Raw genomic sequence first — 26,030 nt, 5'->3', positions numbered from 1 at the left:
ACCGGCGCACCCCGGCCTTGGTCTGTCACAGAATTCCGCCCGGTCTCGCCGGGTCCAGACGGCGCCCGGCGGCGTTTGATCTCCGCCGAGAGACGACACCGGCATCCCGACGGGGATCAAGCCTGGCCGGATCACCGCCTGGACCACGCCGAGCCTCGACCGCAATTCCGCGACAGACCCTTATCCTCGCGTGATGGTGGTGGGCGAAGTGTGGGAGGCCGGCGACGCGTACGAGGCCTATGTCGGCCGGTGGAGCCGTCGGGTGGCCGCGCGTTTCGTGCCGTCGCTCGGCGTACCCGCGAAGGTGGGCTGGCTGGACGTCGGGTGCGGGACGGGCGTGCTGAGCGCCGCCGTGCTGGCCCTCGCGGAGCCCGCGCGGGTGACGGGCATCGACCCGTCCCGGGGTTTTCTGAGCAGCGCCCGGGTCGCGGTGCCCGGTGTCGGGTACGCGGTCGCCGACGCGCGGCACCTGCCGTTCGCGGACGGGACGTTCGGCGCTGTGGTGAGCGGGCTGGCCCTGAACTTCGTGCCGGGAACCGCCCGGGCGATCGCGGAGTCCGCGCGGGTCGCGGCGCCGGGCGCGGTGGTGGCCGCCTACGTGTGGGACTACGCCGAGGGCATGGAGCTGATGCGGTACTTCTGGGATGCCGCGCTGCTGCTCGACCCGGCGATCGCGGGGCTCGACGAAGGGCTGCGGTTCCCGCTGTGCCGGCCCGGTGCGCTGCGGGCGGCGTGGGAGGACGCGGGGCTGCTGGGCGTGACGGTGGCGCCGGTCGACGTTCCGACGCCGTTCGCGTCGTTCGACGACTACTGGCTGCCGTTCCTCGGCGGGCAGGGGTCCGCGCCCGCCTATGTCGCGACGCTGAGCGCGTCGCACCGGGAGGCGCTGCGGGAGGAGTTGCGGCATCGGCTGCCGGACGGCGCGTTCGAGCTGACCGCGCGGGCGTGGGCGGTACGCGGGGTGCGGTGAGCGGGCCGCCGCCCGCTCACCGTCCATAAAGGATAACTACGGCGCGGTGAGCGCCTCCGTCGGTGACAGCCGCGCCGCCCGCCACGCCGGATACGCTCCCGCGATCACCCCCACCACCAGGGTGATCCCCACCCCGCCCGCCGTCGCCCACACCGGCACCGCGATCGGCCAGCCTTGACTTGTCGCGTACGCGGTGGTGACGGCGATGCCGAGGACCGCCCCGCCGACGCCGCCGAGACAGGACAGCAGCAGCGATTCGGCGAGGAACTGCAGGCGGATGTGTCCCCGGGTGGCGCCGAGGGCCCGGCGCAGGCCGACCTCGGAGCGCCGTTCCAGTACCGAGATGACCATCGTGTTGGCCACGCCGACGCCGCCGACGAGCAGGGCGATGCCGCCGAGGCCGAGCAGCAGCGCGTCGAGGGTCGTGTCGGTCGCCTCCTGAGCGGTGAGCGCCTCGGACGGGCGGGACACCTCGACTTCGCTGGGGGCGGCCGGGTTGGCGGTCCGGGCCAGTACCGCCTGGACGTCGCGGACCGCGTCCGGTTCGGTACGCGCGTACACGACTCCCGGGTGGCCGTCGAATCCCATCCCGGTGCGGGCCATCGGCCAGCCGACGAGCGCGGCGTAGTCGAGTTCCGGGGCGAGCGCGGCCGGCTCCAGGACTCCCGCGACGGTGAACCAGCGGCCGCCCAGCCACACCTGCGTACGCGACGAGACGGTCACGACGTTCAACCGCTGGGCGGCCGTCGCGCCGAGGACCGTGACGGGGAACTTCGCGGTCGCCTCGTTGAGCCAGGCACCCTGGGCGACGCCCGCCCGGACCGTCGACAGTAGACGGAGGTCCGCGGCGAGCACCCGGAGGTTGCCGGTCTGGTCGGCGGGCACCTTGTCGGTCGCGTACACGTGGCTGGCGGTCAGTTCGGCGGTGGCGGAGACAGCGGTGACCGGGCCGATCCGGCCGATCATCGGGATCGCCTCGGGCGGCAGGAACGCCGCCTGCCCCTGGATGTCGTGGCCGGGCGCGACCCGCAGCAGGTTGGTGCCGAGCGCGGCGAGCTGCCGGTCGAGGCCTGCCTGGCTGGAACCGGCGACGCCGACCACGCACACCATCGCGGCGATGCCGATGGCGATCCCGAGCGCCGACAGGAACACCCGCAGCGGCCGCGTACGCAGACCGGCGGTGCCCACCCGCAGCACATCGGCGGAGAGGAGGCGGGAGGGCGTACTCAGGGAACTCATGCGACCACCCGGCCGTCGCGCAGCTCGATCCGGCGCGGCATGCGGTCGGCGACGAGATGGTCGTGGGTGATGACGACGACGGTCGTGCCGCCCTCGTGCAGCTCGCCGAGCAGGTCGAGGACGGCGGCCCCGGCCGCGCTGTCGAGGTTGCCGGTCGGCTCGTCGGCGAGCAGCAGCGGCGGGTCGCCGACGACGGCCCGGGCGATGGCGACCCGCTGGCGTTCGCCGCCGGACAACTCGTGCGGGCGATGCCCCAGCCGGTGGCCGAGGCCCACCCGCTCCAGAGCCGAGGTGGCACGCCGCCGCCGTTCCTTCAGGCGTACGCCGGCGTAGAGCAGCCCGTCGGCGACGTTGTCGACGGCGTCGACCCCGGCGGCGAGGTGGAACTGCTGGAAGACGAAGCCGATGGCGCGCCCGCGCAGCGCCGACAGGCGCCGGTCGGACAGGCCGGCGAGGCGCTGCCCGGCGATCTCGACCGTGCCGGTGCCGGGCCGGTCCAGCGCGCCGATGATGTGCAGCATCGTCGACTTGCCCGAGCCGGACGGGCCGACCACGGCGACGGCCTCGCCGCTGTGGATGGTGAGGGTCACGTCGCGCAGCGCGTCGATGCCGCCCGGGTAGGACTTGCCCACCCCGTCCAACGCGACCATGACGGCACCGGCGGCCACAGCGTCACCGGTCACAGCATCTCCGGTCACAGCATCACCGGTCACAGCATCTCCGGCCACAGCGTCACCGGCCACGGCATCTCCGGCCATCGCGGCGTCACGGATCATGACGGCACCACCACGAGGGTGCCCTCGGCGAGGCCCGGGCCGGTGACCTCGACCCGGCCCTGCCCGAACATGCCCAGCGTGACGGCCGTGAAGCGGGTGCCGCCGTTGTCGGCCACCTGTACGCCGTACCCGCCCTCGGCCAGCGCCACCAGCGCGACGACCGGGATGGTGAGCACGTTGTCCGCGTGGGCGGAGACGATGGAGACGACGACCGGGGCCTGGTCGAGGTCGCCGAACTTCGACTGGTCCGCGACCGTGATCGTGACGTCGATGGTCGGCGGGTGCTGCACGTCCCCCTGCGTCGCGACGCGGCCGACGTCGGCCACCGTTCCATCCACAGTGGATCCGTCGGGCAGCGTGACGACCGCCCGCAGTCCCGTGTGGACGAGTCCCTGCAAGGCGACCTCCAGCGCCACCGTGACGACCCGCGTCGTCCCCGCGTACGCAAGCACGGGACCGCCGGTGTGGTCGCCGGGGCGGGCGGCGGTCGAGATCACCCGGACCCGGCCCGCCGTGAGGACGATCGTCGCGGGGTCGAGGACGCCGGACTGCGCGTACCCGTGGTCCTTCTGGAACCGCCGCACGGCCGTCGCGGTGGCCGCGTTGAACGTCGCGTCGACCGTGAAGCCGTGGTAGCCCAGCGCGGCGAGATTGCGTTCGAGCTCGCGTACGTCCTCGCCGGTGTCGCCGGAGCGCAGCGGCCGGTACAGCGGGAGCGAACCGAAGAACAGGACGACGGGCAGGTCGTCCACGCGGTAGACGACCGATCCCCGGGTCAGTGCCGAACCCGGCTTCGGCAGCCAGGTCAGCGTGCCGGCGCCCGAGGAGGAGATCGTGGTCTGCGCACCGTAGCCGAGGACGCCGTTGACGTCCTGCGACTGCGTCAGCGTGGTACGCGTGACCGCCTCCGTCGCCGGCGCGGCCGCCGACGGCCCGGTGTTCGGGTTTCCCCGCCCCCCGAGTCCCAGCGCCGCGGCGGTGACGGCACCCGCCGTGAGGACGGCCGAGCCGAGAACTATCACACCTCGCCGCATCAGTGCCCCGCCTTCTTGCCCGCCTGCGGGTCGGGCAGCTTGTCCTTGCAGGCGGCCATCGCCGCGATGTAGACCGGATCGGCTTCCAGCTGCGTACGCGTGACGTGCTCGAACCGGCCGTTGATCTGCATGTTGCCGTCGGGCAGCGGGTCGGTCATCGGGATGTCGTGGGCGCGCATGCAGACGGCGAACGTGCGCAGCTGCTCGATCTCCTGCTGGCTGGGCGCCTGCTCCAGGTCGCCGCCGGGCAGCAGGGACTGGCAGGCGGTGTGGGCCGCCTGCCACTTCAGCACCGCCGGATCGTTGCGGCCGCCCTCCGGCGGATGGACGGCGTGCGGGTTCGACACCGTGATGCCGTGCTGCCGCATGCACTGGCCGTACTGCTGGACCGCCTGCTCCTCGGCCTCGCGGCTCAGGGAACGGTCGGCGGTCGGCTGCGCCGTCGCGCTGACGGCCGTGGCGACGCCGGGGCCGCTCGTGTGGGTGCAGGCGACGAGAAGCAGGGCGGCGGAGAGCGCGAAGGCCGCGCGGATGAGTCTCATGGCTTCGAGGTCTACGCCGGATCCGGTGACACCAGCGCTACCGTCCCTGTCGTACGGATGTCATGCGCTGTCGTCATGCCCTGTCGTCATGCCCTGTCGTCATGCCCTGTCGTCATGCCCTGTCGTCATGCCCTGTCGTCCTGCGCTGTCGTACGGATGTCATGCGGGCAGGGGCACAATGGCCGCCATGCGAGTGCTCGTGGCCGAGGACCACCGGACGATGGCCGACCGGATCGCCGAGGGGCTGCGCGACGCCGGCCTGGCCGTCGACGTCGCCTACGACGGGTCGGCCGCGCTCACCGCGGCGCGGCAGTCCGCGTACGACGTGATCGTGCTGGACCGCGACCTGCCGGGCGTGCACGGCGACCAGGTGTGCCGCGAGCTCGCGGGGCGCGGCCCGCGGATCATGATGCTCACCGCGGCGGCCGAGGTCGACGACCGCGTCGACGGCCTGGAGCTCGGCGCCGACGACTACCTGGGCAAACCCTTCGCCTTCCACGAGCTGGTCGCCCGCATCCGCGCGCTCGGCCGCCGCGCCCCGTCCGCCCCTCCGCTGGTACGCGTGGCCGACCTGACCGTCGACCGGGCCCGCCACCGGGCCAGCCGGGGTACGCGCGCGCTCGCCCTGACCCGCAAGGAGTTCGGGATTCTGGAGATGCTGGCCGCCGCGGACGGTGCCGTGGTGAGCGCGGAGGACCTCCTCGAACACGTCTGGGACGCGTACGCGGACCCGTTCAGCAACATCGTCTCGGTGACCATGGCCCGGCTGCGCCGCAAGCTGGGCGACCCGCCGCTGATCGAGACCGTCGTCGGTCGGGGGTACCGGCTGTGAGCGCCCCCCGGCTGACGATCCGGGCCCGGCTGATGCTGCTCTACACCGGCCTGTTCGCGGTCTGCGGCTCGATCGTCATCGTGATTACGTACCTGCTGGTCGCCGCCGTGCCGATAGCCGACGCGGACTCGATCCACGTGGACAACGCGGCCAGCTTCCTCGAGGTGTGCCGGGCGACGCTCGGCGAGAACATCCCCGATCCGCGGACGCTGCAGAAGTGCCAGGTCGCGTTCACCGAGGGCGTCGTCATGGGCCGGCAGGACCAGCGGGAGACCACGCTGTCGAGCCTGCTCCAGTACTCGATCCTGACCCTCGTCGTGGTCACCGCCCTGGCCGCCCTGATCGGCTGGATCGTCGCCACCCGCGCGGTACGCCCCGTGCACCGCATCGCGTCCGCCGCCCGGGCTGCGTCCCGCCACGACCTGTCGGCCCGCGTCGCACTGACGGGACCGCGGGACGAGCTGCGCGACCTGGCCGACACGTTCGACGACATGCTGACCAGGTTGCAGGCGGCGTTCGACAGCCAGCGGCGGTTCATCGCGAACGCGTCGCACGAACTGCGTACGCCGCTGGCGGTGGTGGGGACGTCGGTCGACGTGGTGCTGGCGAAGACGGCGCCGACCCGGGCCGAACTGATCGACATGGGCCACGAGGTACGCGCCGCGGCCGCCCACGCCGAACGGCTCATCGACGCGCTGCTGACGTTGGCCCGCAACGAGAACGGCCTGATGACCCGGGCCGTCGTGGACTTCGACGCGGTGGCCGAGAACGCCGTCGAATCGGTCGATCCGCGCGACCGGCGGCTCGCCACGGCCCTGCAGCCGGCCACGGTCGTCGGCGACCCCGTCCTCCTGGAGCGGCTCGTCGCCAACCTGGTCGACAACGCCGTACGCTACAACGATCCCGGCGGCTCGGTCTGGATCTCGTCCTCCAGTGTGGACGACACGGTGCGGCTGACGGTGGCGAACACGGGACCGCGCGTACCTCCGGAGGCGGTCGACGGCCTGTTCGAGCCGTTCCGGCGCCTGCATGAGCGCAGCGGCACCGGCTACGGCCTCGGCCTGGCCCTGGTCCGGTCGATCGCCACCATCCACAACGGATCGGTACGCGCGACCGCCCGCGAGGAGGGCGGCCTGTCGGTGACGGTCACCCTCCCGCGCGGATCCGAAGGATCTTAGGCCGGGACTGGGCGGCTCGTGTCGGTGGCGAGCTTGATCGCGATCGCCCCGAGCATCGTGCCCGTGACGTACCGCTGCATGCGCAGCCAGCTCGGACGGCGCGTGAGGAACACCGCGATCGTCCCGGCCGCCAGCACCAGGATCGCGTTGACCGTCAGACTCACCACCAGCTGTACGCCGCCCAGCTGCATGCTCTGCCAGAACACGTGGCCGGCACGGACGTCGAGGAACTGCGGCAGCATCGAGGCGTACATGACGGCTGCCTTGGGGTTGAGCAGGTTCGTCACCAGGCCCATCCCGAACAGCCGCAGCGGCGAGTGCTCGGGCATCTCGACCGGCGTGAACACCGACAGGCCGCCGGGCCGCAGCGCCTTCCACGCGAGCCACGCGATGTACAGCGCGCCGGCGATCTTGACCGCCAGGTACAGCTCCGGCACGGCGGCGAACAGCGCGGACAGGCCCAGCGCGGTGGCGACGATGTAGACGATGAAGCCGACGGCCACACCGCCGAGCGAGATCAGCCCGGCGCGGCGGCCCTGCCCGATACTGCGCGAGACGACGTACATCATGTTGGGGCCGGGGGTGAGGACCATGCCGAGGGCGACCGCGGCCACCCCGAGCAACGCGCCGAAACTGATCATGGAATCACCCTGTCAGGAGGACGACCGGTCTGTCCAAGGCCAATCGGCGTGACCTGGCCCGCATCTCCGGCGATCTACCCGGATGGCCGGGTGCCCTGGTCGGCTACCGCTGGGTCCGCGTACGCGGGCGGGCGCGGCGCCACCAGCGCAGGAGCAGCAGGTTGACGGCGGCCGCGCCGACGATGAGGAGCACGTTGAGGGTGGCGCTGGAGACGAGCAGCCAGGCCGGCGTGCTCCCGTCGGGCAGCGAGGTCTCGGTGAACAGGCCGCCCACGCCGGACAGGATCGCGTATCCCAGGTAGATGCAGGCGAAGGCGACGATGCCGGTCGGCAGGGCCAGGATGACCGCCGCGAGGTAGAAGGCCGGGTTCTCCCGCCATGCCCCGAGAACCGCGCAGGTGGCGACCGCCACGAGGTAGCCGATCGCGGCGGCTTGCCGGACGGTCCCGCCGGGCGGTCCACTGATCGTCGGCGTACTGCTGTTCGTCGGCGTACCGCTGTTCATGGGAGTGGGGCTGTTCATGAGCGTGTACGGCGGGTCATGAGCGAACGGTACCAAGTGCGGAATCGGCCGCCGAGGGGTAAGGGGCGCCCGTGCCTGACAAGACCACCGAAGGCGTCGCCGTCGATCCGGCCGCCGTGGCCGCCCTGCTGCAAAGCCAGTGCGGCTATCACCTGGCCGAGAGCGATCCGCTGCGCCGGTACCTCGACCTCACCCATGCCCAGGCCCTGTACGAGGCACTCGTCGACCAGATCCGGTCCGCCCGGGGTCGCGCGCTCGCCGATCTGGTCGCCGCGGGGCGTACCGTGCCGGACATCGCGTCCGTGACCGGCCTGCAGACACGTCAGCGTGTCCAGGGGCTGCTCAACCGCGCCGGAAAGGAGGGGCTGACAGAAGAGCGATCGCGAGTATGATTCGCGTTCACTATGACAGCCTCCGCCCTCCCGGCAGCCTCCCCCCTTCCGGCAGCGTCCCCCGCTCCGGCAGGGCCCCGCCGCAGTCATGGCACCGCGCCGGTGCGTGCCGTCGCCGTTGCCTTGTTCGCCCTGGTCCTGCTGGTCCTGGCCGGTGCGGTCTGGGATCCCTCGGGTCTGCTGGCACCGGTCGGCGGCAGCGGCCTGCCGTGGGCGGGGGCCGGTGGCGCGTACCGGTGGGCGCCGCTGGTCGTCGGCCTGCCGATCCTGCTCGCCGGGACGGCGCTGCCGGTCTGGGTGGCTGCCCGGTCGGGCAACAGGATCTTCTTCGGTACCTGGACCGCCGTGGTGGGAGCGGGCGCCGCGGCCACCGCCGCCACCGCGCTGACCGCCGCAGCGCCGCTGGTGGGCGAACATCTGCCGACCGGGTCCGCGCTGAGCTTCGCCGTCGACACGAACGGCTTCGCGGCGGTCAAGTACCTGCTCGTGGGGCCGCTCGTCGCCGCAGCCGTCAAGCTCGCCGCCCGCAGTTCCCCGGGTACGCCCACCGATCGCCCCGCGCCCGTCCTGCTCAAGGCGGCCTTGCTCATGGCAGTGGTGGTGGCGCTCGCCGCGGCCGGTCCCGCGGCCCGCTGGTGGCGGGGCGGGCCCGTCGGGTACGCGTTCCCCCAGTTCGTCCCGGTTCCGTCGGCGGCGCACGGCGTACTCCTGATGGTGCTGGGAATGCTCGTGTTCCTGGGCGCTTTCGCGCTGGTCTGGCGGGTGACGCCGCGCGGCGCCGGGCGGCTCGGGACGGGTGTGGCGGTGTGGCTCGCGGCGGTCGGCGCGGGGGTCGTGCTCGGCGTGGTCGACGCCGGGCTGGCCGCGGCGGTGCCCGACCGGATCCCGGCGGGCGCCGCGGACAGTTGGTGGATCGCGACGACGTTGATCTGCCTCGCGACCGGGACGGGCTACGGCGCGCTGGTCGGCCTGGTCGGCGCGGTGCTCGCGGCGGCTGTGAGCCCTGCTGTGAGCCTGATAGGGAGCCCGGCTGTGAGTCCGGCTGCGGGCATGTCTGGGAGCCCGGCCGCCACGGCGGGCGTGCGCCGGCGGTGGGTGGCCGTGCCGCTCGCGGTGCTGGTGGTGGTGCCGCTGGTGGTGGCGGTGGGCACGCGGCCCGCGCCGCCGAAGCCCGCGGTCGTCTCCTCGGCGCTGCACCTGATTCCCGGCCGTACGCCGGACGACCCCGCCGTGATCGCCGACGGCACCGGCCGGCAGGTGCTGCTGCGCGGCGTGGACGTGAACCAGCTGATCGACTACTACCTGCGCGACCCCGCGGTGCCCGCGACGCAGGCGCTGACCGACGCCGACTTCGCGCAGATGGCCGCCCTGGGCTTCAATGTCGTACGCCTCGGAGTGTCCTGGTCGCGCCTGGAGCCGCAGCGCGGCGTCTTCGAAGATTCCTATGTGGACCAGATTCGGTCGGCCGTGTACATGGCCAAGGCGCACGACATCTACACCGTGCTCGACATGCACGAGGACGCGTGGGGCAACGCCCTGGCCAAGCCGGACGAGCGGTGCGGCGGCGGCACGTCGCCGACGACGGGCTGGGACGGCGCGCCGGCCTGGGCGACGATCACCGACGGTACGGCGTACTGCCAGTTCATGGCCCGCGACCTGGCCCCGGCCGTGGCGACGGCGTTCGGCAACTTCTACACCGACCGCGACGGCATCCAGACCGAACTCGTACGCACCTGGGCGCGCCTGGCATCGGCGTTCGCGACGGAGCCGGCGGTGGCCGGGTACGACCTGCTCAACGAACCTGGCATCGGGGCGAACCCGCCGGTCAGCTCGGGTCTGCTGCTCGGCCGCTACTACGACGCGGCGATCACCGCGATCCGGGCCGCCGAGCGCACGGCGGGCGGCCCGGCGCACCTGGCGTTCTTCGAACCGAGCGTGCTGTGGTCCGGTCTCGGCTTCGACGTGACCCCGCCGCCGGGGTTCACCGCCGACCGGCAGATCGTGTTCGCGCCGCACCCGTACAGCGAGTCGATCACGATGGACCAGAGCCTCGGCCTGACCATCGCCTCGATCGAACGGAACCTGGCCATGTCGGCCCGGGCCGCGGCCGCGTACGGGGCCGGGCTGTGGGCAGGGGAGTGGGGATGGTTCGGCGATCCGGACGTCGACGGAGTCAAGGTCACCAGGTTCGCGGCCGCCCAGGATCGCCTCGGCATCGGCGGCGCCTTCTGGGTGTGGCGGCAGGGTTGCGGCTCGCCCGAGACCGGCGCCGACGCGACCGGCTCCGGCAACCTGGTACGCGTCGACTGCCGTACCGGAGAGTCGACGGCGCCGCCCGCCGGCTTCGCGAAGCCGCTGTCGCGAGCGTATCCGCGGGCACTGCCGGGGTTGCTCTCGTCGCTGTCGTCCACACCGGACGGACGGTTTACGCTGTCCGCCACGGCTGAGGATGCTCCAGCGGACTGCACGATCGAGCTGTGGTTCCCCAGCGGCTCCAGCGATGGCTCCGGCGGTGCTTCCGGTGGTGGGCAACAGCCTCGGCTGTCGACGACCGGGGTCTCGGGGCTCACCTATCGGCAGGTCGACGGGGGATGGTGGGTGACGGGGTGCGCGCGGGGGGCGTACTCCGTGACGACCGGATAGGCCGCCGAGCCCACGCCGATCTGGTCGTCGACTTCGCCAGCCGTGGCCCGCACCCAATCTGGACGAATACGGAAAGGTGCCGGCCGCTGGCAGCATGACCTTGATCGATGTGGCGAAACTGCCCCTACGGTCGGCCGGGAAGCGTTGGTTTCGCCACATCCGTCAAGATCTCGCTCTTCCGTCGACGCCCTCCAGGGGCCGACAAACCGGGAAAGACACAACCGATTGCATGATCGAGGTGGATTTCCGGTCGCGCTCCGAAGATCAAGGCATTTTTCTGGTCGTCGGGACAGCCAGGCATCCACCTCGATCTTCGCGGCACGACCAGAAATCCACCTCGATCATGCGGGTGGATGCGCCTTGCCCGCTTTGTCGAAACTTCGACTGCTGCTCGCCTTCATGATCAACCGGCTGTTCACGGTCTCCGGACGGGCGTGGGAGACACGCAGGCAGCGACGCTGATCAGCGCTCTGATCATGAGAAGGAGCGCGCCCTCGATGAGTCGGGCCGGGCGCGTCGAGATGGGTCAACGACGAGGCTGCCGTCGGCCGATCGATCCCGGAGGCGTCCTCGGATGCGGTCGGCGCCGCAACGCGTATTACTGGATGGGAAGGAGGAGGCCGACGGTGCGCGCCCCCTCCTGCCGGAGTGCCCCGGCAGCTCCGGAAGTTTCGGAGCGTCAGTATCTCCTCCAACGTGCGCATACAGCCTAAACATCACCGCACGTCATCGACTCCGATGTCCGGAACTTGCCGAAACAAAGATAGCGATGTTTCAATGACCGCTCCCGTTCCGTTCCCACGCGGCCGCCGGTCTCCACCCGGCCGCCGTACGCAAGGAGAGGCCATGGTTTCCACACCTCGCCCGGCCCGCAGGATCCTCGCCATCGCCGCCACGATGGCCGCGGCCGCCGTCGGCACCGTCGCCGCCCTGACGCTCGCCGCCACCCCGTCGCAGGCTGCCACCTGCAACGGGTACGTCGGCCTGACGTTCGACGACGGCCCCACCCCGGGCAACACCCAGAATCTGCTGAACGCGCTCACCTCGAACGGCCTGCGGGCGACGTTCTTCGACGAGGGCCAGAACGCGCAGCCCAATCCCTCGCTGGTCCAGGCGACGAAGAACGCCGGCATGTGGATCGGCAACCACAGCTGGGACCACCCGCACATGACCGGGCTCACGACGGCCCAGATGAACACCGAGATCGGCAACACCCAGTCCGCGCTGCAGCAGATCACCGGCAGCGCGCCGAAGCTGTTCCGCCCGCCCTATGGTGAGACCAGCAGCGCGCTGAAGTCGGTCGAGGCGCAGTACGGCCTCACCGAGATCATCTGGGACGTCGACTCGCAGGACTGGAACAGTGCCAGCGTCGCCTCGATCGTGGCGGCCAACGCCCGGCTCACCAACGGCCAGATCATCCTCATGCACGACTGGCCGGCCAACACCGTCGCGGCCATCCCGCAGATCGCCGCCGGTCTGGCCAGCCGCAACCTCTGCGCGGGCATGATCTCGCCGGCCACCGGCCGCGCCGTCGCGCCTGACGGTACCCAGCCGCCGCCGTCCTCGCCGGCCGCGTCCCCGTCGCCCCGCCAGTCCAGCCCGCCGCCCACCGGCGGCGGCGCCTGCCGCGTCACCTCGGCGGTCAACGCCTGGAACAACGGCCTGACGAACAACCTCACCATCACCAACAACAGCACCTCGGCGGTCACCAACTGGCGCCTGACGTTCACTCTCCCCAGTGGACAGACGATCACCTCCGGGTGGAACGCCACCTACAGCCCGTCCAGCGGCGCGGTCACCGCGACCAACGCGGGCTACAACTCGACCATCGCCGCCGGCGGTTCGGTGGGCATCGGCTATCAGGCCACGCACACCGGCAACACCGCGGCCCCCACCGGCTTCGCGCTCAACGGCGTCGCCTGCAGCTGATTTCCGTGTACGCCGGGCCGGCGCGGACTCGTGCCGGCCCGGACTTCACGGTAGCGCTGGCGGACGGTCCCGGATGTGGCGATGATCGAGAGGTCCGACCGCATCCGGGGGAGCCGATCATGCCCGATTACCAGCCTGTACCGATCACGCTCGACCCGATCGAGACCGCGTCCGCCGGGGAGCTGCGCGCGCTGCAGGAGGAGCGCCTGCGCGACACGGTGCGGCACGCGTACGCGAACAGCCCCCACTACCGGGCGGCGTTCGACGAGATCGGCGTACGCCCGGCGGACATCGGCGGGCTGGACGATCTCGGGTCGCTGCCGTTCACCACGAAGGAAGACCTGCGGCGCGGGTACCCGTTCGGCATGTTCGCCGTTCCCCGGGAGCAGGTCGCCCGCATCCACGCCTCCTCGGGTACCACGGGACAGTCCACCGTCGTCGGCTACACCGCGGGCGATCTGCGTACCTGGGCGAAGTTGATGGCTCGAAGCCTGCGGGCAGCCGGAGCGCGGCCGGGCCAGTTGCTGCACAACGCGTACGGCTATGGGTTGTTCACGGGCGGCCTGGGCGTGCACGCGGGGGCGGAGGAGCTCGGGTGCACGGTGGTGCCGGTGTCCGGCGGCATGACCGAGCGCCAGGTACGCCTGATCGCCGACTTCCGGCCCGACATCATCACGGCGACGCCGACCTACATGCTGGCCATCGCCGACGAGATGGAGCGGCAGGGCATCGACCCGGCGGGCACGTCGCTGAAGGTCGGGGTGTTCGGCGCCGAGCCGTGGACCGACGAGCTGCGCCGGACGCTCGAGGAGCGGCTCGCCCTGCACGCCGTCGACATCTACGGCCTGTCGGAGGTCATCGGGCCGGGCGTGGCGCAGGAGTGCCTGGAGACCAAGGACGGCCTGCACATCTGGGAGGACCACTTCTACCCGGAGATCGTCGACCCCGCGTCCGGCGCGACCGTCCCGGATGGACAGTTCGGTGAGCTCGTCTTCACCAGCCTCACCAAGCAGGCCATGCCGGTCCTGCGCTACCGCACCGGCGACCTGACCCGCCTGCTGCCCGGCACCGCCCGCCCGATGCGCCGCATGGAGAAGATCACCGGCCGCACCGACGACATGATCATCCTGCGCGGCGTCAACATCTTCCCCACCCAGATCGAGGAACTCCTGCTGCGCCAGCCCGCGCTCGCCCCTCATTTCCAATGCGTACGCGGAAAGGACGGCCCGCTCGACACGCTCACGGTGACCACAGAACCGGCGGCCGGAGTGTCGCCCGAGACCGCGGCGGACGCCGGCCGCGAACTCGCCGACCGGATCAAGAACACGATCGGTGTCACCGTCGCGGTCGAGATCGTCCCGGCGGGCTCGGTGGAGCGTTCGGCGGGCAAGATGCGCCGGGTCGTCGACCACCGATAATCCGGTCTCCCGTGCGATCCTTCGTACGTGGTACGTTATATCGTGCGACGATATAGTTCGGTGTTCTGAGCTCGGTGTTCTGAGCTCGGTGTTCTGAGCTCGGTGTTCTGAGCTCGGTGGCCCTAGGTAGATCCTTGACGGTTCGGTTGTCGGTACGTGGAGGCTTCGATGGATGATCTCGGCCGGTTCGCCGACCCCAGCGTTCTCATCCTGACCAGCCTGGCCGGCGGCCCGAAGCACGGCTACGCGCTCATCCAGGACATCGAGTCCCTCGCCGGCACGACCATCGGACCGGGAACGCTCTACGGCGCCCTGGCCCGGCTGGAGAACCGCAAACTCATCCGCGCCTTGCCCGAAGAGGCGCGCCGCCGCCCGTACGAGATCACGCCGGCCGGCGCCACCGCGCTTCGGGCGTACCTCGAACATGCCCGGCAGGTCACCGGCGCGGGGCTGCGGCGGCTGGCGGCGTACGCATGAAGTGGATCCTCGGCCTCTACCCGGCCTGGTGGCGCGAGCGCTACGCGGCCGAGATGAGCGCACTGCTCGAAGAGCTGCCGCTCGAAGGACGATCGGCCCGCCGCCGCGTACGCCTGGCCGCCGATCTGATCCGCGGCGCGCTCGACGCCCGGATCGCCCTCGCCCCCGAGCCTGAAGCGTCCGAAGTGGAGACTGGTATGACCGTCCCATCGAATGGCTCGGCTGTCCCCGCGAAGAGCACGGCTGTTCCGGCGAAGCGCACGGTCGGTCTCGTGCTGATCCCGGCCCTCGTCGTGTGGGCCGCACTGTCGCTCGACATCGTGCTCACCAACGTGGTGTTCCCCAGCACCACGGACGACGACACCGTCAGCGTGCTAGGCGCGTACATCGCCGTGTTCGCGGTCCTGGCCGGGATCGGCTACCTCGCCGTACGCCGAGGCGGCGCGCTGAAGACCGCCGCGCTGTGCGGAGCGATCGCCGGTGCGGTGATCGGCCTGCTCACCATCGGCACGTTCCTGGCCGTCGACAACATCTGGCTCGACATCGTCAGCCGCCAGCCGCAGAAGATCCAGGCACTCGCCGACAGCGGCGGCGGATCGATGCGCGCGTCCATCAACCGCGGCCTGCTCGGCGCGCTCGTGGGCATGCCGATCCTGCTGGGCGCCTTCGGCACGGTCTTCTCGGTGATCGGCGGCGCGATCGGCCTGCGCGGCCGGTCCCCGTCGGTCTAACCCTCGGCGGCTGGGTCTTCCGGGGCTGAGCCTTCTGTGACTGAGGTCTTCCGTGGCGGGGCTGTCTGCGGCTCAGCCTTCCGTGGCTGAGTTCTCTGCGGCAGGGCTCTTTGTGGCAGGGCTTTCCGCGGCAGGGCTGTCCGCTGCCAGGTGTGCCGTGATCCGGCGGAGTTGGTCGGCGTACTCGTCGAGGAATTCCGGTGAGTCCGCCGCCCGGCCCGTGATGCGCCGGACGATGTGCGGGATCACCGTCGGAGCCAGGGCCGCCGTGAACATCACCAGCAGCACGTACGCCGGATCGAGATCGGCGGCGATCTCGCCGTGGGCCTGGCGCCGGCGTACGTCGGCGACCATCGCGTCGAAGTAGGGGTCGGGCGTACCGGTCCCTGCCTGCGCCGTGGATCTGTTCCCGGCCTCGGACTCGCTCTTTGGCCCGGACCCGTGCTCAGCCTCGGACTCGTGCTCAGCCTCGGACTCGTGCTCAGCCTCGGACTCGTGCTCGGCCCCGGACTCGCGCTTGGCTCCGGAGTTGCTTGCTGGCCCGGACTCGCTTCCTGAGCCGGATTCCGTTTCGGTCAGACCCTGCCAGGCGAGCAAGCGTGACCACGACCGCTGCTCGACCGACGCGCGGACGAAGCCGCCGACGACCGCGTGCAGCGGGACGTCAGGACGGTTGATCTCGCCGCTGACCGACCGCCACTGCTCCATGAGCGCCCGGTAGAGGCCTTCCTTGCCGTCGAAGTAGTACGAGATCAGCTGCTGGTTCACTCCGGCCCGGCTCGCGATGGCGCTGATGCGCGCACCGGCGTACCCGTGCTCGCCGAACTCGACGACGGCCGCGTCGAGGATCTTCTCCCGGGTCCGCTCGGGGTCCCGTTTGCGCTCTTCGGCGCGGGGTGACCGGCGTGGCTGGCTCATGGGCACACGATAGCGGATCAAGCAGAGTCATCTATGCACGTGAGCTAATCAAACGTATGGTTGACAAAAACAGATGTACGCGTGAAGACTGAAGACGTGAAGGACTTGCGAGTGATGATCATCGGTGGCGGTATCGGCGGGCTGGCGCTCGCGCACGGGCTCCGGCAGGCCGGCATCGGTGTGGCCGTCTACGAGCGGGCGCAGGCGCGTACCGACTGGTTGCAGGGCTACCGCATCCACATCAATCCGCACGGCAGCAGCGCCCTGCATGCATGCTTGCCCCGGTCCAATTGGGAAGAGTTCCTCGCCACCGTCTCGTCCACCGACGGCGGCTTCGGCTTCACCACCGACCAGCTGTCCGACCTGCTGCGCTTCACCGGCGCCGAGATCGCCGGCCACCAGGACCCGACCGCCCGCCACTACGGCGTCAGCCGGATCAGCCTGCGCGAGGTCCTACTGTCTGGGTTGGACGGTGCTGCTCCGGTTGGCGCTGCTCCGATGGGCGCTGCCACGAATGGCGCTGTTCCGGTTGGCGCTGTTCCGGTTGGCGCTGCTTCGGTTGGCACTGCTTCGAGTGGCGCCGCTTCGGTTGGTGCTGCTTCGAGTGGTGCCGTTTCGGGTGGTGCCGTTTCGGGTGGTGCTGGTTCGGGTGGTGCTGGTTCGGACAGCCCTGGCTCGGAGGGGGTTCTGCGGCTGGGGAAGAGATTCGTGCGCTACGAGGTCGGTCCCGGTGGGGTCACCGCGTACTTCGAGGACGGAACCACAGCCAACGCCGACATCCTCGTCGGGGCCGACGGCGCCAACTCGCGCGTACGACACCAGTTGCTGCCGCACGCGCGTCGTGACGACACCGGCGTCCTCGCCGTCGCCGGCAAGTACCGCCACGACGGTTCGGCCGCATTGCCGCGCGCGCTGGCCGAGGACGCCAACATGGTGATCCCCGCTGATCGCGGGTTCCTGTTCACCGCAGTCTGGAAACACGACCGCAAGACCGTCGCGACTCGCCCCGACCTGCCCGCCGGCCTGCTTGTCGACAACTTCCTTCTCGACAACTTCCTACTCGACAACACCGCCGACTACACCTTCTGGGCGTACGCGGATGCGGCCGACCAGTTCCCGCCCGGCGCCGCGGAGATGCCGGGGGACGAGTTGATCCGGTTCGTGCTGGACCGCACCCGGACGTGGTCGCCCGCGCTGCGTGACCTGTTCGCCGGAAGCGACCCGCAGACGGTCAACGCCGTCCCGCTCAAGAGCGCCGCACCCGTGTCGCCGTGGCGTACAGGTCCGGTGACGTTGCTCGGCGATGCGATTCACAACATGACGCCGATGGGCGGTATCGGTGCCAACACCGCCCTGCGGGACGCGGATCTGTTGCGCCGCAACCTGATCGCGGCGGCCCGCGGGGAGCTCGGCGTGCTCGACTCGCTCGGTCGCTACGAGCGGGAGATGCTCGATTACGGTTTCCGCGCGGTCAAGCTGTCCCTGCGCAACACCCGCCAGGCCGGTACGCCCAACCGGGCGCGTACGGCGATGTTCAAGACAGTGCTGCGTATGGTGAACCGTGTGCCCGCGTTGCGGCGGCGGATGGCGGCGTCCTTCGGCTCATGATCGGCTGAAGCGAGAGCCAGGCAACGCAGCTCACGTCCGCGGTAGCTCACGCCCGCAGGTAACTCAGGTCCGCAGGCAGCCCCTTCCCGCAGGCAGCCCTTTCCCGCAGGCAGCCCATGTGCGTCGGTAGCCCACCTCCGGAAGTAGCTCAGTCGCTGCCGGCTCATGTCCGCCGGTGGATCATGTTGCGGCGCGGGCGTTGCAGCGGGTCGAGGTGCCTCGGCGGCAGGAAGTCCGGCCGCCCGTCGCTGAGGTTGATGCGGACCTGCCAGGCGCCACGATGGATCTCACGGTGGTGGTGGCCGCAGAGCAGGACCGAGTTGTCGAGGCTGGTCGGGCCGCCGTCGGACCATGACACGACATGGTGTCCCTCGCACCAGCGCGGCGGGCGGTCGCAACCCGGCCAGGCGCAGCCTCGGTCGCGCAGCACGAGGGCCCGCCGCAGTGAACCGTCGATCAGCCGCCGGGCGCGGCCGACGTCGAGGACCCGGCCGTCGCCGCCGAGGACGGCGGGGATGATCTGCGCGTCGCAGGCGAGGCGCCGCACGGTTTCCGGGGTGAGCAGGTCGCCGGTGTCGAGCAGGCCGTGGCCGAGCTGCTCACGCAGCTGCTCCCAGGACAGAGTGACGACGAGCTGCGGTCGCTCGCCGCCGGACCTCGGGAGTTCACCGTCGGCGAGGGCCTGGGCGCACAGGAAGGTCAGAGCGTCCGCGCGCCGGGCGGCGGCACTCCGGGTATCACGGCCGGCGTCGTCCAGCGCGTCGGCGAACCGCGCCGACAAGCCGCCGGCGAAGCCCGACACGCCATCAGGCAAGCCCGGCCCGCCATCAGCCAAACCCGGCGCGTCGCCATCCAAGTCCGGCCCGCCGCCACCGGATGTCGCTGCATCGCCGTCCGCATCTATGGCGCCAGCGGAACCAGACCCGGGCGCACCTCTGCCCGAAGGTCCGGCACCGTCTGCGGATGGTGGCTGCCCGAGCAGCGAACCCAGTGCGCCGGGGGCGCTGATCGGATCCAGTGCTGCCCGCACATAGGCGGCGGCCGCGCTGTCGAGTACGCCCGTGATCCGGTATTCGCCTTCGCCGTTGGGTGTGAGGGTGAACGCCCGTCGTAGGTACGCCGACCGGTTGGCTCGTTCGAGTTCGCGCCGTAGGCGGTCCTCGGCGATCTCCGGCGAAACTGTCTCCAGGATGGAGCGTCGGTGCGCTGCCAGGGTCTCCGGCCGCAACTTCTGGCCCACGGCCAGGTCGGTGAGCGCCTGTTCGGCCCGGGCCTTCCCGGCCGATCCGACCTCCGGGGGCAGGTCTGCGACCAGTGCCGAGATTGCTTGCGCCTGCTCGGTGTTCAGCGCCCCGCGGGCCCATGCCTGCGCCACGACAGGCTGGCGCGGCAGCCGCTCGGCCAGCTTCGTCAGCCCGGCGGCGGAGCGTACCGAGATGCTGAGCAGCTCAGCCAGCCAGGCGCGCGTACCGGAGGCGCCGTGCGCGGCAGGAATGCCACGGGATGCGGCCTCGCCGACCTCCGCCACGACCCGGGCGGTCAGCTGCTGGGTCGCGGTGAACAGCAGGGAGAGCTCGGCAAGGAGGGCGTCGTCGGGCAGCGAGGACAACGGCGCGTCCAGCAGCCCCCGCACCGCCTCCGACAACTGCCCGGCCAACGCCTCACCCACACGACGAAGACTAGGCGCCACGTATGACAAACCGCAGGCCAAGCCCCAGTTACGAGCAGTTCAGTGTCTATAACGGACGGACACGATCAACACTCCGAGGCGTAGGGTTATTCAGTTGATGCTGATCGATTGAATGCCGCGAGAAGATCGGTGAAGGTGGGCGTGACGATCCGCCAGGAGTGCTGGGTGGCGTCTGACCAGATGTCTGATGCGACGACTCGTGGATTGGCCGCGTCGGTGCGGTAGTCCAGAGCGAGCGCGACATCGTCGCCGGCATGCTCGTTGACGGCGATCAGTACGGCCTGGTCGGCGTCGAGCCAGGGGAGGTCGAGGTCTCGTCCGGTCTGACTGGCGCGAGTGATGCGGAACAGGGAGCTGAGCGAGGAGTTGTCGGCGATGGAGTCCAGCGCCTTGTTCTGTAGCCGCATGTCATGCAGGTCTGCCATGAACATGAGCGGGTCGGCGAACCACGGTATGACGTCATGCAGTACTCGTGGCCCTGGGGGCAGCCAGCCTCTGGTTTCGAGCAGTGAGATCAGCGCAGCAGGCAGGGACAGGCCCCGCACCGTCCAGTCCTGTGCGTCCGGGAGGGGTCGTGACTGCGGCACCTGTACCGTCCAGAGGTTGATCGGCTTGTGACGTGTCGCACGTGGACGCGATGACCAATCGCGGGTAGATCAACTGGTCTGTGGCAACTCAAGTGATCTTCGTCGACCGGCAGTCGCGGATCGAGACTATGGCTGGGCTGGCCAGCGATCAAGTCGACCGGCTCATCCTGGACGTGTACGCCGCCGGAGTGCTCCATTCGGCCCGCCGCCGTGCGATTGGACCGTACCGCATGTATTCCGGTAGATGCCATCGGTGCGGCTTCAGTATCCAGGTCGTCTGCTCCTGAGTGCCATAGATGGTTTCAAAACATTTAAAATCTATCTGGTTGGTAGGGTATTGACCCGCGCCTCGCCCGCTGTCTACCGTTTGCGCCAACCGCCGTACACAACCCTTGTGCCCCAACGGCATCCGGGCAGTCCGGGTGCCGGTGGCGTACGCCCTGTCGGGAGTCCTCATGTCCCAAGACGTTCAGCCGGCCGCCGCCGAAACCCCGGCGACCGACCCGGCCGGGCCGCGGCGCGGCGTTCCGGTCGACTGGATCGCCGTCGCGGTCGGCGCGGTGTTCGCCGTGCTCGCGGCCGTTAGGGTCCTGCCCGCGATTCCGTGGGACACCGTCACCATTCCGCTGATCAAGTAGGGGAGCGCATGTCCACCGCGACCGCACCTCGCCCCTGGGCCGACCGGTTCACCGGCGTACCGGTTCTCCGCTATGTTCCGGGGATTCTGCTGCTGATCGTCATCGGTCTCGCGGGCAAGTGGGCCCAGGCCGAGTTGAAGGTCGTCGCCGCGAAGACCGGTACGCATCTGCCCGACATCGAGTATGTCCTGTGGGCGATCGTGCTCGGGCTGATCATCGCGAACACGATCGGCGTACATCCGATCTTCCGGCCGGGCGTCGGCACGTACGAGTTCTGGTTGAAGATCGGCATCGTGCTGCTGGGGGCCCGGTTCATTCTGGGTGACCTCGCGAAGGTCGGCGGGGTGAGCCTCGGCCTGATCCTGATCGACGGCACGATCGCGGTCACGACCGTGCTGCTGCTGAGCAAGGCGTTCGGGCTCAAGGGGAAGCTGGGCTCTCTGCTGGCGATCGGCACGGCCATCTGCGGCGTCTCGGCGATCATCGCGGGGAAGGGCGCCATCGAGGCGGACGACGAGGAGTCGGGCTACTCCATCGCGGCGATTCTCGCGCTGGGCGCTGTTGCGCTGTTCTCGTTCCCGGCGATCGGGCACGCGCTGCACCTGAGCCAGCACGCGTTCGGGCTGTGGGCGGGCCTGGCGGTCGACAACACCGCCGAAACCACGGCCACCGGCGCGATCTACGGGCCGGAGGCGCAGAACATCGCCGTTCTCGTCAAGAGCACCCGCAACGCGCTCATCGGGTTCGTGGTGCTCGGTTTCGCGCTCTACTGGGCCTCGCGCGGGCAGGCGGCCGGGGTCGCCTCCGGCTTCGGCAACCGGGCGAGGTTCGTGTGGGAGAAGTTTCCCAAGTTCGTGCTCGGGTTCATCGCGGTCTCGGCGCTCGCCACCTGGGGAGTGTTCACCAAGGGTGACATCGCGAGCCTGGGCAACGTCTCCAAGTGGGCGTTCCTGCTGACCTTCGCGGGCGTCGGGCTCAACACCGACCTGCGGGCCTTCGCGAAGAGCGGCTGGCGGCCCTTCCTCGTCGGCGCGCTCTCGCTCGCCGTCGTGGCGGTCACCTCGCTGCTGCTGGTCCTCGGGGCCACCGCCGTCTTCGACCTCGGCTGACCCGTCTCGGACCTCGGTTGATCTTCTGAGCGAGGCGTACGCCGTGCGCCTCGCTCACGGCTCTCCGGTGGACGCCCGCCGGCGGACCGCCGGGTCACGACGATGTTCGTGACGATGACCAGGGCGATGCCGAGATACTGGGCGGCCGTCAGCACCTGGTGCAGCAGGGCCAGCCCGATCATCGCCCCGATCGCGGGCTCGACGCTCATCATGATGCTGAAATCGCGTACCGGCATGCGGCGCAGGGCCAGCATCTCCAGCGCGTACGGGAGAACGGGCAGGAGCAGCGCGAGGCCGGCCGTGATCGCGACCGTGCGTACGCTGATGCCTGGCGCGGCCTGGGTGGCCCCGAGCGGCGCGGCGACGATCGCGGCGACGGCGATGGACATCGACAGGCCTTCGAAGCCGGACCAGCGCGCGCCGACCTTCCGGGTGAGCAGGATGTACGCCGCCCAGCAGCCCGCGGCCGCGAGGGCGAAGCCGAGCCCGGCCGGCCAGTCGCCGGGTGATCCGGTGAACGCGCCGCTGCTCATCAGGGCGACGCCGGCGGCGGCCAGGAGCGACCAGAGCAGGTCGGCGCGGCGCCGGGAGGCGGCGAGGGCGACGGCGAGCGGGCCGAGGAACTCGATGGTGGCCGCGACGCCGATCGGGATCCGGGCGACGGCGGCGAAGAAGAGGACGGTCAGCGCGGCCGAGGTGGCGCCGAGGGCGGCCGCGGCCGCGAAATCCCGCACGGAACGGCCCCGCAGGCGCGGGCGGACCACGATCAGCAGGAAGACCGCCGCCCAGGCCAGCCGCATCCAGGCGGTGCCGGCCGCGCCGAGTTCCGGGAAGATCGGCGTGGCCAGGGCCGTGCCCAGTTGCACCGACAGCATCGAGCCCAGCACGAGGACGGTGCCGGGCACGGCTGTGCCAGGTACTGCGGTGCCGGTGGCCGGGTGGGCAGGGGTGGTCATGATCTCCACTCAACCGCGCCCGGACGGCCGCGTCCAGCGCGGGTACGTGGACGGACCATCCGCGAATCGCGGATGATCGCCCGGCCGACGGGCGCACAATGAAGGGATGGATCTTCGTCAGCTGCGCGTGCTGGTCGAACTGGCCGACCGGGGCACCCTGCGGGCGGTGGCGGCGGCCACCGGCTACGGCACGTCGGCCGTCTCCCAGCAGTTGGCCGGGCTGGAGAAGACGGTCGGCTCGGCGCTGGCCGAACCCGACGGCCGGCGGCTGCGGCTGACCGCGGCCGGCCGGGCGTTCCTGCCGCATGCGCGGCGCATCCTGACCGAGATGGGCGCCGCCCGGACGGCCCTGGCCGCCGACCATCCACAGGGGACGGTACGCGTCGCGGCGTACAGCAGCGCGCTCGAAGCCGACGTGGTCGAGGTCGCCGTGCGGCTGCGTGAGACGCATCCCGGTCTGCGGATCGAGCTCTACGAGCGGGAACCGCCGGAGACGATACGGCTGCTGCGGGCCGGCCGCGCCGAACTGGGTCTCGTCTACGAGTACTCGCTGGTTCCGCGTACGCCGCCGCCGATGATCGTCACCGAGATGCTCTGCGAGGTGCCGATGCTCCTCGCGCTGCCGGCCGGCAGCGCTTCAGGTCACAGGTCCTCAGGTCACAGCGCCTCAGGTCACAGGTCCTCAGGTCACAGCGCCTCAGGTCACAGCTCCTCCGGTCACGATGACGCCTCGGCCCATCCTGTGCCGACGGGCCTGCCGACGGGTATAGCGCGGGCCGAGGACCTGCGAGTCCTGGCCGGCGCGTCGTGGATCGTCAACAGCCGCGCGGACGACGACGAGGAACTCGTACGCCGGTTCACCGCGCTCGCCGGGTTCGCGCCCGACGTGACCCACGGGGTGGACAGCCTCGACGTGGTCCAGCGGCTGGTGGCGGCCGGCCTCGGCATCGCGCTCGTGCCCGCGGTCGTGCGGCCGCATCCGGGTACGCGGCTGGTGCCGATCACGCTCGTGCCGCTGGCCCGCCGGATGATCGCCGCCACGCGGGCGGGGGAGGAGACCTGGCCGGCCACCGCGCTCGTCCAGCGGCTCATCGGCGAGCACGCCCGAGGCGAACATGCCTGAGCCGAACATGCCTGAGGTGAGCATGCCTGAGCCGAACACGCCTGAGCCGAGCAGTCCTGAGGTGAGCATGCCTGAGCCGAACATGCCTGAGGTGAACACGCCTGAGGTGAACACGCCCGAGAGGAACACGCCCATGATGAATACGCCCGATATCGGGACGTTCGCGATGATCACCTCCAGAATGGAGTTTTCCGACCGAGGTGCGGGGTAGAAGCGCGGGGTATCGGCACCCGGGTACGGCCGCGGCACCGGAGCTGATGCGGCACGGGAACCGATGTGGGGATTGACGTGAGGAGGGCGCCATGAACGTCTGGCGTACCAAGAGCATCGAGCAGTCGATCGCGGACACCGAGGAGCCGGAACACCGGCTGCGCAAGCGGCTCGGCCCGGTCGACCTGACCGTGTTCGGCGTCGGGGTGATCATCGGCACCGGCATCTTCGTCCTCACCGGCAAGGCCGCCGGTGTCCAGGCCGGTCCGGCGGTCGCGCTGTCGTTCGTCTTCGCCGGCATCGCGTGTGCCCTGGCGGCCCTGTGCTACGCCGAGTTCGCCAGCACCGTCCCGGTCGCGGGGTCGGCGTACACGTTCTCCTACGCGAGCCTGGGTGAGATCATCGCGTGGATCATCGGCTGGGACCTGATCCTGGAGCTCGCGCTCGGCGCCAGCACGGTCGCGGTCGGGTGGTCGACCTACTTCGCGGACCTGATGAAGTCCGCCGGCGTGACGATTCCGGCGTGGGCGTACGGGGGCGGGCACAATCTCGTCGCGGCGGTGATCATCGCGATCCTGACCCTCGTGCTGTGCCTCGGCATCAAGCTCTCCTCGCGGGTCAACATCACGATGGTCGTGATCAAGGTGGGCATCGTCCTGTTCGTCATCATCGCCGGCCTGTTCTACGTCAAGGCGTCGAACTACTCGCCGTTCATCCCGCCCGCGGGCTCGACGGGCGCCGGCGGCGCCACGAGCACGCCCAGCCTGCTGCAGGATCTCGGTTTCGCGCCCGGCTCGTTCGGGGTGAGCGGCATCTTCACCGCCGCCGCGCTGGTCTTCTTCGCCTTCATCGGGTTCGACATCGTGGCCACCGCCGCGGAGGAGACCAAGCGCCCGCAGCGCGACGTGCCGATCGGCATCCTGGGCTCGCTCGCCGTCTGCACGGCGCTCTACGTGGCGGTCTCCCTGGTGGTCACCGGCATGGTGAAGTACAACGAGCTCAGCGTCGACGCCCCGCTGGCCGAGGCGTTCCGCTCGGTCGGCCGCCCCGGGTTCGCGACCATCATCTCCATCGGCGCCATCCTCGGCCTCACCACGGTCATGATGATCCTCATGCTGGGCCAGAGCCGCGTCTTCTTCGCCATGAGCCGCGACCGTCTGCTGCCGCGCCAGTTCTCGAAGGTCAACCCGCGCTTCGGTACGCCGATCCGCACGACTCTCATCACCGGAGCCGTCGTGGCGCTGCTGTCGGTCTTCATCCCGTTGAGCGAACTCGCCGAACTGGTCAACATCGGTACGCTGTTCGCCTTCATCCTGGTGGCGATCGGCGTGCTGGTGCTGCGCCGCAAGCGGCCGGACCTGCGACGGGCGTTCCGTACGCCGGGCGTACCGGTCGTGCCGGTCCTGGCCGTCCTCGCATCGTTCTACCTGATGCTCAACCTGCCGGCGCTGACCTGGTTGCGGTTCGGGATCTGGATGCTCATCGGACTCGTCGTCTACTTCGCCTACGGCGTGCGCAAGAGCCGGCTCGTCACCGACCCCAACTACAGCACCGACCGGTCATAGGCAGGATCACAACCCGAATCATGGCTCTTCACCTGCATGTGTGTGTGGCTGGACCAAGATCAAGGTCATTTTGTCCCGGGTTCGTCGATCTCACTTCCGCTCCTCGCGCGGGAGACCGTTGCGCCCCTATCGCTGCGCTCCGGGGACTCCACTGCCAGGTTTCTGGGGCGAAGCATCATCCACCGCGGTCCGGTCGCCGTTTCACCCCCACCCCCGCCGGTCTCGCGCCACCCCGGCCTTGATCATGTCGCAGATATGCCCATCGCGCACAGCGGACAGTCGCGACAAAGCCCGGCAGGGA

Annotated in this window: 24 protein-coding genes and 1 pseudogene; 14 read left to right on the top strand and 11 right to left on the bottom strand. The window is 70.4% G+C overall.

Annotated elements, in window-relative coordinates; all coding sequences use genetic code 11:
- Positions 1-193: 193 nt before the first annotated feature.
- Positions 194-970, top strand: a complete 777-nt coding sequence (locus tag G401_RS0131905; RefSeq protein WP_034593775.1) for a class I SAM-dependent methyltransferase — start codon at positions 194-196, stop codon at positions 968-970.
- A gap of 36 nt (positions 971-1,006) precedes the next feature.
- On the opposite strand, the gene G401_RS0131900 is transcribed toward G401_RS0131905, so the two are convergent.
- The 4 genes from G401_RS0131900 to G401_RS0131885 form a co-directional block, all read right to left on the bottom strand.
- The gene (locus tag G401_RS0131900) at positions 1,007-2,209 is read right to left on the bottom strand and encodes an ABC transporter permease (RefSeq protein ID WP_027345680.1); all 1,203 of its coding nucleotides are present in this window, start codon (positions 2,207-2,209) and stop codon (positions 1,007-1,009) included.
- A complete protein-coding gene (locus G401_RS0131895; protein ID WP_027345679.1) occupies positions 2,206-2,859 on the bottom strand; it encodes an ABC transporter ATP-binding protein in 654 nt (217 codons plus the stop codon). The genes G401_RS0131900 and G401_RS0131895 overlap by 4 nt, the downstream gene beginning before the upstream one ends.
- Positions 2,860-2,981: 122 nt before the next feature.
- Positions 2,982-4,019, bottom strand: coding sequence for a peptidoglycan-binding domain-containing protein (locus tag G401_RS0131890; protein WP_027345678.1), 1,038 nt, complete (start codon positions 4,017-4,019; stop codon positions 2,982-2,984).
- Complete coding sequence (locus tag G401_RS0131885) at positions 4,019-4,561, bottom strand: hypothetical protein (RefSeq protein WP_027345677.1); 543 nt, start codon at positions 4,559-4,561, stop codon at positions 4,019-4,021. The genes G401_RS0131890 and G401_RS0131885 overlap by 1 nt, the downstream gene beginning before the upstream one ends.
- 187 nt (positions 4,562-4,748) lie before the next feature.
- On the opposite strand from G401_RS0131885, the gene G401_RS0131880 reads away from it, so the two are divergent.
- Both G401_RS0131880 and G401_RS55195 read left to right on the top strand, forming a co-directional pair.
- Complete coding sequence (locus G401_RS0131880) at positions 4,749-5,393, top strand: response regulator transcription factor (RefSeq protein WP_027345676.1); 645 nt, start codon at positions 4,749-4,751, stop codon at positions 5,391-5,393.
- Entirely contained in the window at positions 5,390-6,571 is a 1,182-nt protein-coding gene (locus G401_RS55195) for a sensor histidine kinase (RefSeq protein WP_027345675.1), read from the top strand. Before G401_RS0131880 ends, G401_RS55195 begins: the two co-directional genes overlap by 4 nt.
- Here G401_RS55195 and G401_RS0131870 read toward each other — a convergent pair.
- Both G401_RS0131870 and G401_RS0131865 read right to left on the bottom strand, forming a co-directional pair.
- Positions 6,568-7,212, bottom strand: coding sequence for a LysE family translocator (locus G401_RS0131870; protein WP_027345674.1), 645 nt, complete (start codon positions 7,210-7,212; stop codon positions 6,568-6,570). The genes G401_RS55195 and G401_RS0131870 overlap by 4 nt on opposite strands.
- Positions 7,213-7,315: 103 nt before the next feature.
- On the bottom strand, positions 7,316-7,735 hold the full coding sequence (locus tag G401_RS0131865; RefSeq protein WP_157546636.1) for a hypothetical protein: 420 nt from the start codon (positions 7,733-7,735) through the stop codon (positions 7,316-7,318).
- A 71-nt stretch (positions 7,736-7,806) separates the two neighbouring features.
- Here G401_RS0131865 and G401_RS0131860 point away from each other — a divergent pair, with 71 nt between their 5' ends.
- From G401_RS0131860 to G401_RS0131835, 6 genes are all read left to right on the top strand, one after another.
- The gene (locus G401_RS0131860) at positions 7,807-8,127 is read left to right on the top strand and encodes a hypothetical protein (protein ID WP_027345672.1); all 321 of its coding nucleotides are present in this window, start codon (positions 7,807-7,809) and stop codon (positions 8,125-8,127) included.
- A 102-nt stretch (positions 8,128-8,229) separates the two neighbouring features.
- Positions 8,230-10,770, top strand: a complete 2,541-nt coding sequence (locus G401_RS57310; RefSeq protein ID WP_211240898.1) for a glycoside hydrolase family 5 protein — start codon at positions 8,230-8,232, stop codon at positions 10,768-10,770.
- Between the two features lie 846 nt (positions 10,771-11,616).
- Positions 11,617-12,699 (top strand): polysaccharide deacetylase family protein, encoded by a 1,083-nt coding sequence (locus tag G401_RS49825; RefSeq protein ID WP_084557846.1) that lies wholly within the window; start codon positions 11,617-11,619, stop codon positions 12,697-12,699.
- A 119-nt stretch (positions 12,700-12,818) separates the two neighbouring features.
- Complete coding sequence (gene paaK, locus G401_RS0131845) at positions 12,819-14,117, top strand: phenylacetate--CoA ligase PaaK (protein WP_027345671.1); 1,299 nt, start codon at positions 12,819-12,821, stop codon at positions 14,115-14,117.
- 168 nt (positions 14,118-14,285) lie between these two features.
- The gene (locus tag G401_RS0131840; protein WP_027345670.1) at positions 14,286-14,594 is read left to right on the top strand and encodes a PadR family transcriptional regulator; all 309 of its coding nucleotides are present in this window, start codon (positions 14,286-14,288) and stop codon (positions 14,592-14,594) included.
- Positions 14,591-15,325 (top strand): hypothetical protein, encoded by a 735-nt coding sequence (locus tag G401_RS0131835; RefSeq protein WP_027345669.1) that lies wholly within the window; start codon positions 14,591-14,593, stop codon positions 15,323-15,325. Before G401_RS0131840 ends, G401_RS0131835 begins: the two co-directional genes overlap by 4 nt.
- A 72-nt stretch (positions 15,326-15,397) precedes the next feature.
- On the opposite strand, the gene G401_RS57305 is transcribed toward G401_RS0131835, so the two are convergent.
- On the bottom strand, positions 15,398-16,243 hold the full coding sequence (locus G401_RS57305) for a TetR/AcrR family transcriptional regulator (protein WP_051367438.1): 846 nt from the start codon (positions 16,241-16,243) through the stop codon (positions 15,398-15,400).
- A gap of 114 nt (positions 16,244-16,357) precedes the next feature.
- On the opposite strand from G401_RS57305, the gene G401_RS55185 reads away from it, so the two are divergent.
- Entirely contained in the window at positions 16,358-17,851 is a 1,494-nt protein-coding gene (locus G401_RS55185; RefSeq protein ID WP_084557845.1) for an FAD-dependent oxidoreductase, read from the top strand.
- 163 nt (positions 17,852-18,014) lie between these two features.
- Here the strand turns inward: G401_RS55185 and G401_RS53600 are convergent, their stop codons facing one another.
- Positions 18,015-19,520 (bottom strand): HNH endonuclease signature motif containing protein, encoded by a 1,506-nt coding sequence (locus tag G401_RS53600; RefSeq protein ID WP_169734276.1) that lies wholly within the window; start codon positions 19,518-19,520, stop codon positions 18,015-18,017.
- A gap of 107 nt (positions 19,521-19,627) precedes the next feature.
- On the bottom strand, positions 19,628-20,086 hold the full coding sequence (locus G401_RS57300; RefSeq protein ID WP_027345668.1) for a hypothetical protein: 459 nt from the start codon (positions 20,084-20,086) through the stop codon (positions 19,628-19,630).
- A 497-nt stretch (positions 20,087-20,583) separates the two neighbouring features.
- On the opposite strand from G401_RS57300, the gene G401_RS0131805 reads away from it, so the two are divergent.
- Positions 20,584-20,766: a hypothetical protein gene (locus G401_RS0131805; protein ID WP_034593772.1), complete on the top strand. Its 183-nt coding sequence runs from the start codon at positions 20,584-20,586 to the stop codon at positions 20,764-20,766.
- Between the two features lie 8 nt (positions 20,767-20,774).
- Entirely contained in the window at positions 20,775-21,875 is a 1,101-nt protein-coding gene (locus G401_RS0131800; RefSeq protein WP_051367435.1) for a YeiH family protein, read from the top strand.
- 107 nt (positions 21,876-21,982) lie between these two features.
- Here G401_RS0131800 and G401_RS57990 read toward each other — a convergent pair.
- Positions 21,983-22,408: pseudogene (locus tag G401_RS57990) on the bottom strand (EamA family transporter); the annotation flags it as partial.
- 529 nt (positions 22,409-22,937) lie between these two features.
- Between G401_RS57990 and G401_RS58810 the strand changes: the two are divergent.
- The gene (locus tag G401_RS58810; RefSeq protein WP_034593770.1) at positions 22,938-23,954 is read left to right on the top strand and encodes a LysR family transcriptional regulator; all 1,017 of its coding nucleotides are present in this window, start codon (positions 22,938-22,940) and stop codon (positions 23,952-23,954) included.
- Here G401_RS58810 and G401_RS58700 read toward each other — a convergent pair.
- Positions 23,920-24,258 (bottom strand): pentapeptide repeat-containing protein, encoded by a 339-nt coding sequence (locus G401_RS58700; RefSeq protein WP_407636960.1) that lies wholly within the window; start codon positions 24,256-24,258, stop codon positions 23,920-23,922. The two genes, G401_RS58810 and G401_RS58700, sit on opposite strands and share 35 nt — an antisense overlap.
- On the opposite strand from G401_RS58700, the gene G401_RS49800 reads away from it, so the two are divergent.
- The gene (locus tag G401_RS49800; protein WP_051367434.1) at positions 24,257-25,729 is read left to right on the top strand and encodes an amino acid permease; all 1,473 of its coding nucleotides are present in this window, start codon (positions 24,257-24,259) and stop codon (positions 25,727-25,729) included. The two genes, G401_RS58700 and G401_RS49800, sit on opposite strands and share 2 nt — an antisense overlap.
- Positions 25,730-26,030: the final 301 nt, after the last annotated feature.

It is taken from the genome of Hamadaea tsunoensis DSM 44101, assembly GCF_000428945.1.
GTDB classification, from domain to species: Bacteria; Actinomycetota; Actinomycetes; order Mycobacteriales; family Micromonosporaceae; genus Hamadaea; species Hamadaea tsunoensis.
This window is presented reverse-complemented; position numbering and strand designations above follow the sequence as displayed.

Excerpts from the sequence above, each read along its gene's own strand:
- G401_RS0131905 (WP_034593775.1), top strand. The coding sequence starts at position 194 with ATGGTGGTGGGCGAAGTGTGGGAGGCCGGCGACGCGTACGAGGCCTAT.
- G401_RS0131900 (WP_027345680.1), bottom strand. The coding sequence starts at position 2,209 with ATGAGTTCCCTGAGTACGCCCTCCCGCCTCCTCTCCGCCGATGTGCTG.
- G401_RS0131895 (WP_027345679.1), bottom strand. The coding sequence starts at position 2,859 with ATGGTCGCGTTGGACGGGGTGGGCAAGTCCTACCCGGGCGGCATCGAC.
- G401_RS0131890 (WP_027345678.1), bottom strand. The coding sequence starts at position 4,019 with ATGCGGCGAGGTGTGATAGTTCTCGGCTCGGCCGTCCTCACGGCGGGT.
- G401_RS0131885 (WP_027345677.1), bottom strand. The coding sequence starts at position 4,561 with ATGAGACTCATCCGCGCGGCCTTCGCGCTCTCCGCCGCCCTGCTTCTC.
- G401_RS0131880 (WP_027345676.1), top strand. The coding sequence starts at position 4,749 with ATGCGAGTGCTCGTGGCCGAGGACCACCGGACGATGGCCGACCGGATC.
- G401_RS0131870 (WP_027345674.1), bottom strand. The coding sequence starts at position 7,212 with ATGATCAGTTTCGGCGCGTTGCTCGGGGTGGCCGCGGTCGCCCTCGGC.
- G401_RS0131865 (WP_157546636.1), bottom strand. The coding sequence starts at position 7,735 with ATGAACAGCCCCACTCCCATGAACAGCGGTACGCCGACGAACAGCAGT.
- G401_RS49825 (WP_084557846.1), top strand. The coding sequence starts at position 11,617 with ATGGTTTCCACACCTCGCCCGGCCCGCAGGATCCTCGCCATCGCCGCC.
- paaK (WP_027345671.1), top strand. The coding sequence starts at position 12,819 with ATGCCCGATTACCAGCCTGTACCGATCACGCTCGACCCGATCGAGACC.
- G401_RS0131840 (WP_027345670.1), top strand. The coding sequence starts at position 14,286 with ATGGATGATCTCGGCCGGTTCGCCGACCCCAGCGTTCTCATCCTGACC.
- G401_RS0131835 (WP_027345669.1), top strand. The coding sequence starts at position 14,591 with ATGAAGTGGATCCTCGGCCTCTACCCGGCCTGGTGGCGCGAGCGCTAC.
- G401_RS57305 (WP_051367438.1), bottom strand. The coding sequence starts at position 16,243 with ATGAGCCAGCCACGCCGGTCACCCCGCGCCGAAGAGCGCAAACGGGAC.
- G401_RS55185 (WP_084557845.1), top strand. The coding sequence starts at position 16,358 with ATGATCATCGGTGGCGGTATCGGCGGGCTGGCGCTCGCGCACGGGCTC.
- G401_RS0131805 (WP_034593772.1), top strand. The coding sequence starts at position 20,584 with ATGTCCCAAGACGTTCAGCCGGCCGCCGCCGAAACCCCGGCGACCGAC.
- G401_RS0131800 (WP_051367435.1), top strand. The coding sequence starts at position 20,775 with ATGTCCACCGCGACCGCACCTCGCCCCTGGGCCGACCGGTTCACCGGC.
- G401_RS58810 (WP_034593770.1), top strand. The coding sequence starts at position 22,938 with ATGGATCTTCGTCAGCTGCGCGTGCTGGTCGAACTGGCCGACCGGGGC.
- G401_RS49800 (WP_051367434.1), top strand. The coding sequence starts at position 24,257 with ATGAACGTCTGGCGTACCAAGAGCATCGAGCAGTCGATCGCGGACACC.
- G401_RS58700 (WP_407636960.1), bottom strand. The coding sequence starts at position 24,258 with ATGGCGCCCTCCTCACGTCAATCCCCACATCGGTTCCCGTGCCGCATC.